The 16,509-nt window shown below is 68.2% G+C and carries 14 protein-coding genes; 1 reads left to right on the top strand and 13 read right to left on the bottom strand.

The features are described from left to right. The 3 genes from QMK34_RS27065 to QMK34_RS27055 form a co-directional block, all read right to left on the bottom strand. Window positions 1-803, bottom strand: an 803-nt coding sequence (locus tag QMK34_RS27065) for an ISAzo13 family transposase (protein WP_326417258.1), incomplete at its 3' end; no start/stop codon positions are given. A 443-nt stretch (window positions 804-1,246) separates the two neighbouring features. After that, the gene (locus tag QMK34_RS27060; protein WP_326417257.1) at window positions 1,247-2,215 is read right to left on the bottom strand and encodes a hypothetical protein; all 969 of its coding nucleotides are present in this window, start codon (window positions 2,213-2,215) and stop codon (window positions 1,247-1,249) included. A 691-nt stretch (window positions 2,216-2,906) separates the two neighbouring features. After that, window positions 2,907-5,759 carry an NACHT domain-containing protein gene (locus QMK34_RS27055; protein ID WP_326417256.1) on the bottom strand — a complete coding sequence of 951 codons (2,853 nt, stop codon included), beginning with the start codon at window positions 5,757-5,759 and terminating at the stop codon, window positions 2,907-2,909. Between the two features lie 175 nt (window positions 5,760-5,934). Here QMK34_RS27055 and QMK34_RS27050 point away from each other — a divergent pair, with 175 nt between their 5' ends. Further along, entirely contained in the window at window positions 5,935-7,017 is a 1,083-nt protein-coding gene (locus tag QMK34_RS27050; protein ID WP_326417255.1) for an exonuclease domain-containing protein, read from the top strand. Between the two features lie 565 nt (window positions 7,018-7,582). Here QMK34_RS27050 and QMK34_RS27045 read toward each other — a convergent pair. From QMK34_RS27045 to QMK34_RS27000, 10 genes are read right to left on the bottom strand one after another with little or no spacing between them, the layout of a single operon-like run. Next, window positions 7,583-9,292: a thymidylate kinase gene (locus tag QMK34_RS27045; RefSeq protein WP_326417253.1), complete on the bottom strand. Its 1,710-nt coding sequence runs from the start codon at window positions 9,290-9,292 to the stop codon at window positions 7,583-7,585. After that, entirely contained in the window at window positions 9,286-10,110 is an 825-nt protein-coding gene (locus QMK34_RS27040) for an inositol monophosphatase family protein (RefSeq protein ID WP_326417252.1), read from the bottom strand. The genes QMK34_RS27045 and QMK34_RS27040 overlap by 7 nt, the downstream gene beginning before the upstream one ends. Further along, window positions 10,107-10,685, bottom strand: coding sequence for an AAA family ATPase (locus QMK34_RS27035; RefSeq protein WP_326417251.1), 579 nt, complete (start codon window positions 10,683-10,685; stop codon window positions 10,107-10,109). The genes QMK34_RS27040 and QMK34_RS27035 overlap by 4 nt, the downstream gene beginning before the upstream one ends. Further along, entirely contained in the window at window positions 10,682-11,527 is an 846-nt protein-coding gene (locus QMK34_RS27030) for a nucleotidyltransferase family protein (protein ID WP_326417250.1), read from the bottom strand. The genes QMK34_RS27035 and QMK34_RS27030 overlap by 4 nt, the downstream gene beginning before the upstream one ends. Continuing rightward, complete coding sequence (locus tag QMK34_RS27025) at window positions 11,524-12,711, bottom strand: hypothetical protein (protein WP_326417248.1); 1,188 nt, start codon at window positions 12,709-12,711, stop codon at window positions 11,524-11,526. Before QMK34_RS27025 ends, QMK34_RS27030 begins: the two co-directional genes overlap by 4 nt. Further along, window positions 12,708-13,580 carry a hypothetical protein gene (locus tag QMK34_RS27020; RefSeq protein WP_326417247.1) on the bottom strand — a complete coding sequence of 291 codons (873 nt, stop codon included), beginning with the start codon at window positions 13,578-13,580 and terminating at the stop codon, window positions 12,708-12,710. Before QMK34_RS27020 ends, QMK34_RS27025 begins: the two co-directional genes overlap by 4 nt. A 22-nt stretch (window positions 13,581-13,602) precedes the next feature. After that, entirely contained in the window at window positions 13,603-14,349 is a 747-nt protein-coding gene (locus QMK34_RS27015; protein WP_326417246.1) for an HAD family hydrolase, read from the bottom strand. Next, entirely contained in the window at window positions 14,346-15,068 is a 723-nt protein-coding gene (locus tag QMK34_RS27010) for a ribulose-phosphate 3-epimerase (RefSeq protein WP_326417245.1), read from the bottom strand. Before QMK34_RS27010 ends, QMK34_RS27015 begins: the two co-directional genes overlap by 4 nt. Continuing rightward, complete coding sequence (locus QMK34_RS27005) at window positions 15,052-15,978, bottom strand: sugar phosphate isomerase/epimerase family protein (protein WP_326417244.1); 927 nt, start codon at window positions 15,976-15,978, stop codon at window positions 15,052-15,054. The genes QMK34_RS27010 and QMK34_RS27005 overlap by 17 nt, the downstream gene beginning before the upstream one ends. Before the next feature lie 48 nt (window positions 15,979-16,026). Next, on the bottom strand, window positions 16,027-16,479 hold the full coding sequence (locus QMK34_RS27000) for a nucleoside 2-deoxyribosyltransferase (protein ID WP_326417243.1): 453 nt from the start codon (window positions 16,477-16,479) through the stop codon (window positions 16,027-16,029). Window positions 16,480-16,509: the final 30 nt, after the last annotated feature.

Below are 16,509 nucleotides of genomic sequence, written 5' to 3'. Positions count from 1 at the left end.
AGCTGCCCGGCCCCGTTCCACCAGCGGCGAATGGACTCCACCGCGAAGGTGGCGGTGTCGTGGTCGGTGCCCACGTTGACCCAGCCGGTGTTCGCGGCCAAGTCGTAGATCCCGTACGGTACGACTTTGCCCAGTTCCTTGTCCGGGAAGTCATGGGTGTTGACCTTGATCGGGTCACCGGCGGGACGCCATTCGCGTCCGGCGTTCGTGAACTCGCCGACGATTTCCTTCTTTTTCGTGTCCACACTGACGACCGGTTCCCCGGCGGCGTGATGGGTCTTGACCTGCTCGTTGATGTAGCGGAACTGGGCATCTCGATCGGGATTCTGTTTACCCTCCAGGGTCTTGGCGTTGCCTTGCAGGCTGAAACCCTGACTCCGCAGCACGTCCGCGACGGTGTCGGCGGAGACCCGGTGTCCTTGGGCGGTGAGTTCGCCTGCCAGGTGGCGGGTCGAGAGCGTCGTCCACCGCAGTGGCGACATCGGATCACCCCGCGTGTCTGGTTCCACCAGTGCCAGCAGCGCCGGGCGTAGTCCGGGGTCGGTGTCGACCACGCGTTTGCGGCCCCCGCCAGGGCGGCGGACCCGCCCCAATGGAGGCGCTCCGGAGTCGAGTTCGGTGATGCCCAACGACACGGTGGCTTCGCGGACACCTGCGGCGCGAGCGACGGTTCTGATTCCACCGTGCCCCAAGGACCTGGCCTCCGCAGCCAGCAGCAGACGCCGCTGACGCTCGTCCAGGTGCGGCAACAACACCGCGAACTTCGCCGCCAGCACTGCCCCGATGTCCCCAGCCTCACGCATACCACAAGCATGACAGCTACAACCGGACTCTACGGGTTATTCATCGGCGCGCCCTTAGTGCATCGCATGCCGCCTCCAGGTGGTGCGCCTTGACGCAATCCCAGAGCGTTTCCGCGATGGCCGAGCGCAGCCTCATCGGGGTGACGGTCGAGGTCATGCCGCTCCACCGAGTACGTCAGCCCTGACCGCGCCCACCTGAGCACGTCGGGTTCGCTGGTTGACCATCACATGACGGTAGCGCGCAGCACCAACAGTAGATCTCGGAGCAGCGCGGTGTCCGGCAGATGCCCAGGCGCGAGGGCGAAGCCGTCGTGAAGGGGACTCGACGCGGGCTCTTTTACCGCCAGCGCCGAGTCGCCCCACGAGCGCCATAGGCGCCGTTTGTGGATCAACCCCGGCATCACCTGCGATCAGAACCGCTATGCAACTGAATATCCGACAGGTCAGGTCCGAAGAGCGCGTTCTGCCGGTCGGTGCCGGCTCGGTGGCGTGCGTGGCGCGAATGGGCGGACGCGGTCGTACGGTGCGGTGTAGTTGCTGATCTCCAGGGACGCCGTGCCACGCTCGACTCGGACGAGGCCGTCCTGGTGGCCGGCGATGCGAGCTCCGGCGATTCCGATGCGGGCGTCGGTCAGGGCGACGGCGATGTCGTCGGCGGGGATCGGGCCGTTGTAATGCAGGATCCAATCGTTACCCGACCCCCACAAGTAACGGCGGTACGTGACCGCCTTCGGGTGACGGCGGCGCAGTGGATCCCAGTCCAGCTCGCCCAACGCCCACCTGTCGTCGGGGTCCTTGCAGCTCAATCGGACGACCAGGCCGGCGAGCAGCGTCTCCAGGTCGTCGTGCATCGCCGGGATCTGCGCCAGGACGTGCGCCTCGTTCTCGGTCAACGTCTGGAGCGGGGTGACCGGGTTCCATGAGTCCGGCCAGTCGGGTTCGGGACGGAAGCAGTACTCCTCCGGGGTCGGCCCGGCGTATTGCAGGCGGAACATGCCTCCCGTCCCGACGTGCAAGAACCGGTACCAGCGGCCATCAGGGTCGGCGTCGAGGCATCGCAGGCCGGGGATGCCGTGCACAGTCGAGGCCACGTCCCTCGGCAGCACCTTCTGGATGAGATGGTGCGGGATGTCGGAGAGCACGACCAATTCGTCGGGCCTGGCGGAAATGTGGATCATCTGACGCAGGACGCTGCTGGCAATGCAGCGGGCGACGGTGTCCTGGCCCAGGTTATGGTCGGTGTGCTCGTTGAGCATCAGAACGGCTAGGACGGCGCGAAATCGCCGCTGTTCGAGCGTGCACTCATCAAGGCCGTGCGAGCGGCCTCGGACGCCTGGAGCGGCCTGCTCGGTGGCTTCCCCGGTGAACTTGCGCCGTTGGGCGATCATGCGGCGACGAACGGAATGCGGCACAGGTGTCTCCTCGTGACGTCCCGGACAGTCAGAGAGCACTACGCACTCGGCGAGGACGAATACGACGATTTCACGAGGTGAGCGGCCAACACCCTCTCGCCGTGAACCTCGACCCTCCGGGTGGCCTGGTTCCGGCCTCGGTGCCTCGCGCTCCGAGTGATGTGGAGGGTACCGCTCTACGTGGCGCTGCTCACAAGAAGGGTGATCGACGAGTGCGCCGACCCCGCGAGCAGGGAACTTCCAGCAATGGCCGACACCAAGGATGGCGGCACAGATTGGGTAGCTGAGCCAAACCTCGCCCACGTTCATGGTCGCACCGCTGTGCGCCGGGCTCAGGGCACGCAAGCCAAGCCCTGGATTGACTGGCGCCTCGCCTCATCACGGCACTGTGCTGATTCCTGGGGAACCATTGCACGCAGGCACCTGCGGCTCGGGGCCACTCGGCTCAGTGGGTGCGAGTGCCAGACAGCCGGTCCGTGCAACCGCCAAGCGCCTTGCCACGCCGCCAGAAGCGAGGACCGCGTGTCCGGTCAGCCACAGCCGCGCGACGCACCCCGCGATCAGTTCCAGCGCACTGGCTGTGGCTAGTACCAGCTCCAGTTTCGGTCACGTCAACGACCGTAGCCAACCACAACGCGGATAGGAACGGGCGATCGGTCAAGTCCGACGCCTCCGTGCCGGAAGGTGGTCTTCACGAGCAACTGTCGGCTCCGTCCGAGCGGGGGTGCCGGAGTTGGCCCCCGATAGCCGCGCGGTGGACAGCAGGCAGCACGTTGTCGCGCAACTCGGCGACCAGAGTCGATTCGTGTGGTACGACGTGCTGCAATGCAGTTTCGAAGATCGCTGACCCGTCAGTGTCAGCCAAAACCGCGAGGACGGACGATACGTCGATTCCCTGTGCTGCGCCGTCTTTGAACGACCGCACCGCGCTAGCAGCAGTCCGGACAATCGCCAGCACGGGATCGGCTACCGGAGCGGTCTCGATCTCGGCGTCGAAATCGCCCCAGCCGTCAAGTGGCGGAGCCAGCGGATCCGCACCAGCGCGGGAACGCACGATGGCGAGCCCGTTGATACGTGCGCGTGCTCCGATCTCCTTGACGACCTTGGGCACCAGGTCCTGCAGGGCCTGGGTGGTGTCGCGAGCGGTGAGCGAGATTGCCTGCGCGTCGCGCAAACCGTCCTCGACTGCTCTTTGCTGTGCGTCGCCGGTGTCAGCGATACGGATCAGGGATCGCGCGATCGCGGTCAGGTCCTGCGGGCGTGGTTCGTGCAGGACCTGGAGAGCGTGGCGGACAAGCCGGTCTCGCGGCCGTGGCCAGGCGCGTGCCATCCCGTCGTCGATGAGATCCAGAGCAAGACGCGGGCCGACGGGCACGATGTTGCCGAGACGTTGGCCGGCGTCGTCATCGACGGTCTCGACGAGTTCGACGATGGCCTGATGCCTATGGTCCTGCGGTTCGGAAAACCAGTGCCCCGCCGCGAAGATAACCGTGTTGCGCCAGTGCGGACTGGCTGCCGAGACGCGTAGTCGTGCGAGTGCGGCATCATCGGTGCCGGTCGTGAGGTAGCGAGCTGCCATGAGTTCTTGGAGCGATCGCACATCGAAGCCGTAGCCTTCGTCGCCTCGCGGAACGATCAGCACCAACCGATGGGTGGCCGTGGTGAGGATCTTGTCTAGCAGTTCGGCGTCCGCATCGGATGGCTTGAAGCCGGCGTCATGCAGGATTTGCCAGGTGATCCCGTGTAGTTCCTGGCGGGTGAGGGCGGCAAAGGAGCGATCGGCGGCTTCGCTGCGCGTCTGCAGTTCGAAGCCAACGCGTTCATGCAGCCGCTGGATGTGCTGACCGTAGGTCTGCAGGATCGATCGTACGCTCGTGGTTTTTTCGCGCTCCCGCCTGAATACGGTGTCGTAGTAGCCCCAGAACAAGCTGTATCGGTCCGGGGCGAGATGGCCGGCGTTTCCGACGATGATGGTCATGATCAGGACTTGGAGCGGAGTGCGCAGCAGCAACCGGAGCGAGTCGTCGTGAGCGGCGATCTCCAGCTGGCGGACAATCCGGTCGATGCGGTCGTGGTCCGCCCGCAGCCGGGCACGAGTTGCCAGCTCGCCGTAGCGGATTGCCTCTCCGGCGGACAGGTAGTCCAGGTCTACTCGTTCGAATTGCGTCGGTGCGATGTTCTCCACGTAGCCCATCGGTCGTGTGGTCATGACGACGAACACGTCGCAGTCGTCGCCCTCGGCGTCGGTTACGAACTCGACGACGCGCTCGATGACCCACTTGCGCACCTTGGGTTCGGTGACTTCGTCCAGGCCGTCCAGAATCAGGAACGACGGCCAGCGTTGCAGCCACCACAGCACCGAGGACCCGCGGATGCTGCCCAAATCAGACCGGCTGGAGACCTTCTCGGCGATGTAACCGATCAGCGTGAAGCCGTCGCTGAAGCCGTGATCCTCCGCGTACTGGGCAAGGTCGATCCGCATAGCCCACCGAGGATGCCGAGGCAGGGCCCGCTGGAACCGTCCCAACGCGGCTTCAGTCCCGGCAATGACCTGCCGGTGGTCGGCACTGAGGTTGTCACCGTTGGCCAGCGAGGCGGCGCGATATGCCTGCGCGAGGAACTTGGAGATCGTGGTCTTCCCGTTGCCCGGGGCACCGGCGATGACCAGGTGGCGAGGGCCTTTGAAGGTGGTGAGCGTGGGCCTGAGCATGCGCTCGCCGCGATCGAGGACGTACTTGATCACGCTGTTGGATGCAGGGTCGTCCGGCAACGTGATCGGCAGATCGATCACGACGTCATGCAACGGCATGCCGGTGACGTCGCCGCTGCCGGCCTCGTCGAAGTAGACGGAGCTTTCTCCCATTAGCGTGGTACGGGCATGAGCACGGAGTCCTGGCTCCAGCTGGTTTTTCGGCAGGTACCCGGCGAGTTCGGACATGTGCGCGAACGCGTCGGCGGCGGTGAAGAAACCAGGGAAGGCAAGCCTGACGCCGGCGTTGACGTCGAGCAGGGTCTGGATCTGGTTCGCGTCCCAAATCCGGAACTCGCGAATGCGCGAGAGCCTCCGGTACCTGGCCTGGCGGTCGTCGCCGCTGCCCACGTCGCGGCTGTCATCGTTCAGGCTGTCGATGTAGTTGCCGATGTCCTTGATCGTCTGGTCGTGTCCCCCTGAGCCAGGCGTCGGGGTGAGCGGGACGTTGGTGATGAACACCAGATAGTCCGGAACCGGATCGCGGCCGGAAGCCGGGTCGGCCCATTTCTTCAGTTCGCTGCGAATCTGGCCTTGCAGCCAGCGAGCGTTGTCCGCGGGGCGAGCCTCCAGGCCTTTTTTGTGCTTGACCTGGAAGACTGTGTATCCGTCCCACACCTCGTTGGGTTGGCCGTCATCGCCCTTCCAGACGAGCGGTCCCCGGTGGTACAGGTCTCGGCCGCCATCGCGGCCCGATCCCATCACTTGAATGCCGGGACCGAAGGACGCGACGCAGAGCGCGCCTGCGAGATCCTGGAAGCCGATCGGGCCGAGCTGTTCAAGGTCCGCTGCCACGCTGATCCCCCTTCAACGCTAATCCCGACGCCGGAGTTCGCTAACCGCTGTCGGCAGGATAGTGGCATCAGGAGGAGGAACGAGGAGGGCATCGGATGGAGCAGCAGGCGAAGGCTGGCGGCGTCGGCGGGTGCGATCACCGAGAATTGTCGGACCCTGTTCTTACGATGCGCGCATGACTAACCTCGAAGAGTTATGGGCAGATGGCCAATTACTCGCGCTCGACCTGGAATCCACCGACGTCGACCCGCGTCGCGACCGCCTCGTCACCGCGTCCATTGTCACGATCACACCCAGCCGAACAGGCGGAAAACCGCAGATCGAAACCAGGAACTGGCTTGCTGACCCCGGTATCGACATCCCCGCCGACGCCACCGCTCTGCACGGCATCACGACGGACTACGCGCGCACCCACGGCCGGCCCGCTGCGGAGGTCGTCGAGGAGGTCAGCAGTCATCTGGCTCGGATCTGGACCGCGACCGTTCCGCTCATCGTCTTCAACGCGCCCTTCGACCTGACCATGCTCGACGCCGAACTGCGCCGCCACCACGGCCGCGGATTCGACCTGTCCGGCCCCGTCGTGGATCCCATCTGCATCGACCGCCATCTGCATCCGAAACGGGCGGAAAAACGCACCCTTGCAAACCTCTGCCAGCACTACAAAGTCCGGCTTGACCAGGCCCACAGCAGCGCCGACGACGCCGTTGCCGCCGCGCGGCTCGCATGGCGGCTGGCCACAGCAGAGCCGGAACGAATCGGTCGACTTGCGCCGCGCACGCTGCACAACCAGCAGGCCAAATGGTTCCGCGAGCAGCAAAGATCGCGCGCCACCGACCTCGAATACCGCCTCGGCCGCTTGCCTCGCAGCGACACCGCGCGGATCGACCGACTGCAACAGCAAATCTCAGACGCCCGAGCCGCTGCCACGGCCTGGCCGCTACTGCCCGAAACCACCGCCGCGCCCGCCCGACGAGTACTGCCGCCCCGACCCGGCGGACCCGCCCGGTCGCACGCATCCTGGACTCCTGCCCTGAAAGCCGAACTGCGTGAACAATGGCTCACCGCCGACTGCAACACGGCACCGGAAACCCTGCACGACCAGCTTGCCGAGCAACACTGCCGCAGTGTCGGCGCCATCTGCTCCCGCCTGATCAAGCTGCAATGCGACATCGACGCACCTGGCCAAAGCTGCACGCCGGAACGCGCAGCTGAACTCAAAGCCAGGATCGAGGCGGAGTACGCAGTTGCTCGCGCCTGACCGCTCCTCCACCTGTGTTGAGCAATACGGTTTCCGCGGAGGGGTACGGCGGGCCACTGTGCCCCTCCGCGGTCGTCTTCCGCTCGCGATTTCGGGGGACTCCGCTCGTCATCCGCCAATCCGGCCGGGATCTCTGACCTGCAACACCGCGCTTGATCTGCGCTGGTATAGAGGAGTCCTTGGCGATCGGCCAGGCGTCCAGTCGGCGAGCGCAAGGGGTGGGGGGCTGAATCGGTCCGCGAACAGGTCGTCGAGCAGGGCACGCAGGTTGGCGGGCAGGATCTTGTCGCGGCACTGCCGTAGTTCGTCTGCCCTCCACCAGCGGCCCTCGATCAGTCCGGCCTTCTCGTTCTCTGTGAGTTCGGCAGCGACTTGCGCGGTGGTCAGGGGCCGGCCGAGCAAGACGTGCTCGATGCGATGGTGGTCGAGGTTCTACGACATCGCGATTTTTGCCGATATGCGGCTTTTGGCAGCCAGCTTGCCCGAGGTCGTGCCAATGCTTGGTGCCGGCGACATCGACGGCGTTTCCGCGCTGAGGTCGCTGGCAGGTAATGGACAGTTGTGATCAGCCTTGGAGGGCGCAGACCCGATCGCGCTGAGCGGTGAACTCCTCGACCCGCTTGGTGCGCTGCTTCCACAACACGGCGAGCCACCGCAGGGCGATGGTCCGCCGCGCGGCGTCGAATCGGGCGCGGTTGCCCGGCGTGACGCCGAGATCGGCTTCGGCGTTGGTCCAAACGTCGTCAGGAATGACGCGGGCGCTGATGTGCTCGATGTGGTCGGCCGCGTCGACGGCGATGTCAGAGAAGCCGCTGAACTCGAAGTCCGCGACGTAGGTGGACTCGCCGTCGTGGAGCCAGTTGAGCAGATTCGCGTCGCCGCGGGAGTAGACGCGGGTAGCGGGCTGTGCGAGCAGTTCGGCGTCGCCGCTGTTCTCCCATCGGCGCAGGAGAGCGAGCATTTCCGGGGTCTGGGGATCGTCGGCGGCGTCGGCGAGTTGGCCGGCCCAGACATCGGTGAGCCGGGCGATGTAGTGGCCGATGGAGTCGACGCGCTCCAGGCCGGCAAGCGGCGCCTTCAGCGGAACGCTCTGCAGAGCGCGGGTGGTGTCGGCCAGCGACTTGATGGCCGACGCCGGGTCGAGAACGTCGAGGATCGGGGAGCCGGGCAGCAGTGTCATGCCGAGGGCTGGCTGTTCGGGGTGCTCGTCGAGCCATAGCGGTTCCGGAGCGCTGCCCAAGCCGGCGGCGTGGGTGAGGCCGTGCCACTCGCGCTCGACGCGCTGTCGGTCCGTCTTTTTGTAGAGCTTGATGCAGATCGGTGTGGTGGCCGCGGTCCAGGCGAACACGTCGTTGTTGCGACCACCGTCGAGCGCGTGCAACCCGTGTTCGTCGAGTGTGGCGGCCAGTGCGTTGGCTCCGGCCGTACGCGCAGTGCGCAGGGCGCTTAGCAGGTCGGTGGGAGCGGTGTTCTCGCGGTGGCTGGCCAACGTGGTCATCGTTTCGGACTCTCGGTTTCGGCTTGGCACGAATGGACGGAGTCTGGCGGGGCCAGCGTAGGAGACGGGCTCGGCGGTTTCGTGGTGCCCCGCACACGGGCTCAGGTCGATGTCACCCGTCTGGCTGATCTGACGCAAGGTGGCGTGAATGGCGAGGTGAGTGTCGACCGGGTCGAGGTCGGTGACATCGAGGACGGTGAGCTGGGGGTCTCGTTCGGCGAGCAGCGCGTAGGCGTGGTCGACCCAGGTGAGGTGAGCGCGCTGCTCGCTGGTGAATGCGGAGCGGCGGCTTCCGCCGCGTTCGTCAGCGCGGCGGGCGGCGACCTTCGGGGGTACCCGCAGCCAGAGCGCTCGGGTGGGGCGCGGCCCCGCCAGAGCTGTGAGGGCGTTCAGCCAGTCGAGAGCGACGTCGGTTGGGGCGCGGTGCTGGCGGAGTAGGGCGGCGATCGCGTAGGAGGCCATCGTGTGGATGCCACGGTCTTCGATCACGATGGCGGCAGGGTTCTCGGCCAGCGCCGGATCGAGGACGGTGGCGACGAGGTCAGCCCGGATCGCAGCGGTGATCATGGTGTCGGTGATGGCGTCGCCGCTGCGAAGGAAGGGGTCGTCTCCGGTGCGCAGCAGGTCGACGAGCGTGGCCGCGACGGGCTCGGTGTCCAGGGTGGCCAGGTCGGGGAGGGCGGTGACGGGCCAGCCGCTGGCTTCCAGGCACCTCGCGAGCATCCGGGTCTGTGTGCTCTTACCCGCTCCGGGCAGCCCTTCGAAGGTGATCAGCACGCCACGTCCTCCTCGCCGGTGAAGCCGTTGATCGCGCTCGCACGCTGGACGATGTCGAGGATGTCGTCGATCAGGGCGGGTGCGGCGGCGATGGTGCAGCGTGAGGCGGTGGTGTGGTCGGTGCCGTCGAGATCGGTCACGTGGGCGCCGGCTTCGCGGGCGATGACGGCTCCGGCGGCCATGTCCCAGGTGCGGTTGCCGAGGGTGATCGACGCGCCGAGGGCGGAGTCGGCCAGCAGCGCGAGGTCGGCCGCGGCGGATCCGAGCATCCGGATGCGTTGTGCTCGGGGCGCGAGGGCGGCATGGATCGCCAACAGCGTCGCGTTGCGGGTGGCGGCGCCGGGTCCGGTGCCGTAGTCGCCGATCGCGACGATCGCCTCTGCCAGCCGGGCCGGGCCGGCGATGCGGATCGGGCGGCCGTCCCGGCATGCGCCGAGACCGTCCGCCGCCCAGTACGTGCGGTCGAGCTGGGGCAGGGCGATGACTCCGAGCAGAGGATCCTCGTCGACAACCAGGGCAAGGGAGATGCCGGTCAGCGGGATGTCGTGGGTGAGGTTGGCGGTGCCGTCGACCGGGTCGATGACCCAGCGGGTGCCGCTGGTCGGGCCGCCTTCTTCTTCGCCTTGGACACCGATTCCGGGGGTAGCGCGGGTCAGCTCGTCTCGCAGGATCCGTTCGATGGCCAGGTCGACGTCGGTGGCCATGTCCCGGTCGCCCTTGCCAGTGCAGGTGCGGGGGCGGTGGGTGCGCAAGAACGCCGCGCCGTGCTCGACGGTCGCCTGCGCGATCAACAGCAGTCCTGGCAGTTCGGTGGTCACGAGGTCTCCACGGTGGTCGGGGCCGGCGGGCGGATCACGGCTTCGGACGGAGCGACGGTGTCCAGGTGACGCAGGATGATGTCGAGGTTGGTCGCGACGGGCTTTCCGGTGTCGAGCAGCAGTTTCGGGCCGGTGATCGGCACGGCGGTGGCGGCGAGTTCCTGGTGTAGCTGCGGGGTGCGGTTGGCCGCTGGGTGAAGGCGGTGCTGATGATCAGCGGCCAGCCGGGCGTGAGCGACGTCGATCGGGCAGACGCATTCGAGCAGCAGCAGGGATTGCCGGTGCGCCGCGGCGAAGGCGCGCAGGTCCTCGACCTGGCCGGGGGCCAGCCAGGTCCGCCCGTCGAGTACGACGGTCGTGGCGGGGGCGCGCAGCCACTGCCAGACCGCAGTGGCGAACAGGGCCTGGACGCAGTGGTCGTCCTGGTCGCGGGTGTAGGTGGTGTGCTCGGTGCCGAACAGCGCGTGCCGGACGGCGTCTTTGCGCAGCAGCAGAGCGCCGGGAATGTGGCTGGTGAGCTGCTCGGCCAGCGTGGTCTTGCCGACGCCGGGCAGCCCGGCCAAGGCGACGATCATCGGTGCAGCTCCTCGTCGGCAGGCAGGCGGGCCGGGGCGGCGGGCAGCAGCGGCCAATGCGAGCGCAGCACCGACCAGCCGGCGAGGACGTCGGCGTGGTGCGGGGCAGGCGGCGCGGTCGCACGGACCTGGCGGATCGCGTCGGCGGCGAGCGCCCAGCGCGGCCGGGCCGCGAGCCTGGCCAGTGTGTGCTTGACCGCGTCGGACGGCGCGAGAATGGGGAGCGGGTGGTCGTGTGGGGGAACGGTGATCCCGGCGCGACGGGCCAGCAGGCCGGGGACGTCGTCGTCGGTGCCGCCGCGAGGCAGGGTAGTGGCCAGGTCGAAGACGATGAGCGGGACGATCTGGTCGCCGGTCTGCCGCGTCCAGGTCCTGTTGTTCTGGCTGGGCTGGTAGCCCTGGGTGCGAAGGACGGCATACGTGCGTTCGGCGTCGCCGGGCGCGATGAGCACGTCGATGTCGCTGAACTGGCGGGCGCCGGTGCTGGCGTAGAGGGCGTGTTCCACGCTGAGTCCCCCGAGTACGACCGCGGATACGCCGGCAGTGTGCAACGCCGCGGTGTCGGTGAGCGCGGCCACGCGGCAGGCGTAGGTCTTGTACCGGTTGGTGCGCAGCGTGCTGTCGAGGAACCGCGTCACTGTGCGATCCAGCTCGGGGATGGGGTGGTCGTGCAGGTACGCGGCCAGTAGGCAGAGGGTCTTTGACCGCACCAACTGCTCAAGTACCGCGCCCAGTTCGGCGACCACCGCATGGGCGATCGTCTCGTGGCTGTCGGCTCCGGTGCCCCAGCACAAGGCCCAGACGGCGTCCTCGGCGAGGCGGCCTATCTGTCGGTCGGTCATCCCCGATCACCCGGCGTGGCCGCTTGGGTTGCTGTGTGGTCGAGCAGGGCAGTCACGCGGGCTGCCAACGTGGCGGGAGAGTTGGTGACCGGGATCCGAACACACGGCACGGTCCGGGCGAGTTGGTCCGCGACGGCGGTGAGCGCGAGCGCGGTCCGGTCTTGGTCGGGCGGCAGCAGCCAGTGGTTGCGGTGCGAGGTGACGCGGGTGACCGGGTCGTGCATGAAGAACTGGGTGCGTACCAGGATGTCGCGGACCTCGGCCGGCGGCACTGGCTCGGGCGGGAGGTCGCTGGCGCTGCGATAGGGCCAGAGCATCAGCGTGGGCCGGACCTCGCCGAGGATCCGCGTGTCGGGCAGCGCAGTCCGTAGCTCGCCCGGCTCGATTGCGATCTTGCCGCTGGGCGCCGACTGGCCGGCCGGGCTGTTCTGCTGCTGTTCGGCGGGCAGGAACCTGGTCATCCCCGGTACGGCACGCAGCGTGCTGGCGGTGGCCCGCAGGTGCATCGGCCAGGCGTAGCCGACCGTGCCACCGTCGGGGTCGCGGCGGAGCAGGAGCCGGTCGTTGGTGACGAAGTCCCCGCCCACCAGCCGCAGCGCGCTCAGCAGGGTGGTGGTCTTGCCCGCACCCTTCGGCCCTGCGATCAACAGGCCGCGATCGGCGCGCACGAGCGCGGCGGTGTGCGCGTAGACCGCGTCGTGCTCCAGAAGCTGGGCGGTCATGGCCTGCCGCACGAGTCGGACGGCAAAGAACCGCGCAGCATCCAGGTCGCCGGCGTGCACGGTGATCGTGCCGAGCATCTGGTCGAGGTGCACAAGGGTCGCGTGGTCGCGGATCCAGAACGCCCGGCCGCCGGGCACGCCGATCGACTGCGCCTGCAGGTTCGGGCCGATGTCGTGGTCATCGGCGTCGGCGAACAGGGCGTCGGCGCCGGCCTGGTCGACGGGCACGCCGGTGTGGAGGGTGATGGTCCACCGGCTGGCCGCGGTCCTGGTCCGCGCGTAGGAGTGGAGCGTGGTCTCCGCGTCCCTGATCAGCTCGCTGCGGTCGGCGCGCAGGGTGACGCTGGCCGGGCCTTGGGCGAAGCGGCGCGTCGCGTGAGCGGCCGCGGCATAGCCGATCAGCGGCCGGATCGGACAGGAGGCGTCGGCGGGCGCGGGTTGATGCTTGCGTGACCTTGTCATGACGCTGTGACGGGGATAGGGCGACGGCCGAGATGCGCAGCGTGCTCCTGCAACCGGGCCAGTTCGGCGGCCGGGGCGTGGCGGTAGAGCGCGGCCAGCCCGGAGGGCATCAGCAGGGCCTCGGCCCAGCTCGGGGACTCACCGCGCCGCAGAGGTCGCTCGGTGAGCTCGCGGCTGGAGCCGACCACGGCGATCTTCGAGGCCGTGCGTGCGATGGTCAGCGCGGGCGCGGGCGCCGCTCGGTACTTCAGGTCGCTGTCGACCGCCTCCCGGCTGGTGTGTCCGGTCAGCAGGTCGGCGACGTCGGTGTAGATGTTGAACACCGCAGCTGGGGCGTCGAGCACGACGGTCAGGTGCCAGGCACCGAACGGGATGACGACGTGATCACCAGCCTGGCACACGTGATAGTCCATTGTGGAGTTTCCATCGTCGTCGATGTTGGTGTGCAACATGAGAACCCGGCCGGACAGGCACTGGAAGATTTCTATCTGTGCCGGGGTGTTCCAGTGGCCGAGCGACCGGCCGAGTTCCGGGCTGCCACCGAGGTTCGCGGCGGTGTAGACGACGAGGTCGGCGAACCAGGCGTGCGTGCCGTCGGTGCTCGGCTGGCCGGTTTTGGGCCGGGGCGCGGCGATGTCGCGGTAGGCAAGGTAGAGCTGCGGGTCGATGCCGCGATGAAGCATCGCGCGCACCTCGTCGGGGTGGACCAGGTAGACCGATCTGTCGGCGTCGGCACCCGTAAGCAGATCGCGGAGGTGGCGGGCACGGCCTTCGCGTGCTGATGCCGCGACGAGTAGATCCAGGCCGCTCGGCGGCAGCGAGCGAGGAGCAACACGGGCCGTGGGGACGTCGAGCGGCGTGATTATCAAACGGGTTCCTCGGATCGTGGGTTCAGGAGCAGGTGGCCAGGACGGCGGTTGGCATCTGGTCGAGGCTGGTGATGTCCCGCACGCCGGTGGGGCAGGGTTTGCCGCGCGGGTTGAACAGCACCGCGCGGCATCCGGCGTTCAGCGCGCCGTGGATGTCGGTGGTCAGGCTGTTGCCGACGTGCACGACCCGGTTCAGATCCGTGCCTGCGGCGGTGGCGACCGCGGCGAACATCTCCCGGCGAGGTTTGGCCAGCCCGACGTCGGAGGAGAAGACGGTGGCGTCGAACACGGTGGTCAGGTCGTGGTCGTCGAGGATGAGCCGGGACACCGACGCCGGAGTGGCGAGGGTGTTGGAGGTCAACACGAGCCGAGCTCCGGCCTGCCTCAGTGCCCAGAGCGCGCTGTGCGCGCCGGGGATGAGGTCGGGGCAGGCGCGCAGGACCGCGTGGGTATGCGGGACGAGCAGGGTATCGACCAGCCGCGTGCCCGGAGACAGGCCCATGACGGTGAGCATCTGCTCGACTTGGCCACGCACCGGAGGTTGTTCGCCAGTCGTGCGTTGACGTCGCTGGGTGTCCGCGCGCACGGCGAGGATCGCGTCACGGACCTGGTCGTCGGGTAGGTCGTGACCGAATTCGGCGAGCACGGTCTCGAACTCGCGAATCCGCCAGGCGGCTTCGGCCTCGCGGTCGCCGTAGGTGATCAGCGTTCCCCACAAGTCGACGCTGACCACCCAGCTCTCCAACGGACCTGCCGCGACCGGTGTCACGTTCGCTCCTCGGCGCGCCGTCCGTCGAACGCCAAGTCATGCCGCTGGCGGTGAAGCCAGGTGGTGGTGGCGGCGAGGTCGTCGCTCCCCAGCAGCAGCGATCCGGCGACCACGGCGTCGGCACCGGCGTCGGCGAGCGTGGGAACGGTGTTCTCGCGGATGCCGCCGTCGGCGATGACGCGAAGCTGGTCTCGGCCGGTGCGGGCGGCCAGCGCCCGCAGTTGCCGGACGCGATCGGGCGCGGCCGGGTCCATCGCGGTGCCCTTGGTGCCCAGCGGCGTGCCGATGAGAACCACGAAGTCGACGTCGTCGAGGTGCGCCTCCACGGTGTCGATGGGTGTGTCCAGGCGCAGCGCGAGGCCGGCTGCCCCGCCTTGCGCGTGGATCGTGTGCAGGGCGTCGGCGACGTCGTCGGCTTCCGCGTGCACGGATAGCAGGTCCACTCCGGCGCGGGCGAAGTCCTCGACCAAGGGCAGGGCGCGCTCGGCCATGACGTGGACGTGGAACGGCACCCGCGTGCGCGGGCGCAGCGCCGCGACGAGATCGGGGAAGAACAGCGGGCTGGGCACGAACCGGGTGTCGGAGGCGTCGATGTGGAAGACATCGGCGTACGGGGTCAGCCGGGCGACCTCCGCGCCGAGGTCGGCCAGGTCGGCTGACCACAGCGATATCTCGACCGCGAGCCGGTCGCGCGGGTACAGGTCAGCCAGCGGCAGCATCGCGGACCACCTGCGCGTCGACGGGGAAGTGGGCGCGGCAGTGCTCGACGGAGCTGGTGATCAGCTTCAGCACCTCGGCGGTGTTGTCCTCGAACCGCGGGTAGACCTCCAGGATCACCGAGATGTCAGCCAGGTCGTTCTCGGCCAGGCAGGTCGCGAGCGCACCGACGTCGAAGGTGCCCTGCGGGTGCGGCCAGCCCCAGTGCGGGTCGCCGTGGCCGTCGGTGTTGTCCAGGTGGATCTGCCGGATGCGCGAGCCGAGGTTGTGGATCCAGCTCTCGATCCCGGCGTCGACGCCGTGCAGCCGCTGGAACAGCGCGTGCCCGATGTCCAGCGTGAGCCCGACGTTGCCGACCCCGCGCTCCCGCAGCGCGTTCAGCAGGGCCTGGCAGTGGTCGATGTAGGCCGGATACTCCCGCAGGATCGGGGTCGGCTCGACCAGCAGCTCGGGCACTCCACTGTCGGCGGCTCGGCGGGCGAGGCGTTCGAGGTGATCCAGGAGCTCGTCCTGGCGGTCGGCTCGGCGGTCGGGATCAGCGGCGTCGGCCTCGCTGATCGTGCCGAGCGGACCGCCGACGGCCGGAGCGCCGAGTTCGGCGGTGAGGTCGATGGCGCGTTGCCACCAGGTCAGGGCCGCGGCGCGGGCGTCGGCGTCCGGGTCGAGCAGGCCGCTGGGCACGTAGTGCGCCAGTCCGACGAAGCACGAGTCGATGATCAGGTCGTGGGCTGCGGCGGCGTCGCGTACCCGGCGGGCCAGGCGGGCGCGCTGCTCGTCGGGCCACCAGGGGTCGAGCAGGTCGAAGGTGAACTGCACCCGGTCGAGTCCGAGGTCTTCGCGGACGAACGCGGCCCATCGTTCCGGTTCCGGCATCCGCTTGACGGCGAAGCAAAGGTTGACGCCCAGGGGCATGGCAAGTCTCCTTGTCGGATCTGTGAGGGGGCAAGCGGGAGGGTTTGGTCAGGGAACGGGCGTCAGCGCGTCGAGGTGGGCGCGCAGCAAGGTGCTCAGCTCGTCGATCGAGCGGGCGATGCCGCCGTTGAGCGAGTAGTCGATCATCAGGTTGTTGGAGTCGGTGCCGCCGAAGCGGCGGGAATCGGTCTGCAGCCCGAAGCAATCCGCGCCGCAGGCGCGGGCCATGCCCAGTTCCACGCAGCCGCCCTCGTCGGGGACACGGCCGTCGAGGATGAACACGAAGATCGCGCACTCGGTGATCGCGGCGCGGTCCAGCTCGTAGAGCCGGCGCCGAACGGTGTCCTCGTCCAGGCCCTGGCGGACCAAGGGGGCGGCTTCGCCGCCGTCGCGCTGGGGCAGAAAGGTGTCGAGGCCGAGGGCGCGTACCGCGGCGTCGACTTGGAGGTTGAAACCTTTCTCCGCGTCGCAGAACAGCGGGGCAGCGATGTATGCCTTCATGGAGATGCTCCTCGATCGAGGGTCGGCAGG

Source organism: Amycolatopsis sp. H20-H5 (genome assembly GCF_035828755.1).
Taxonomy (GTDB): domain Bacteria; phylum Actinomycetota; class Actinomycetes; order Mycobacteriales; family Pseudonocardiaceae; genus Amycolatopsis.
This window is presented reverse-complemented; position numbering and strand designations above follow the sequence as displayed.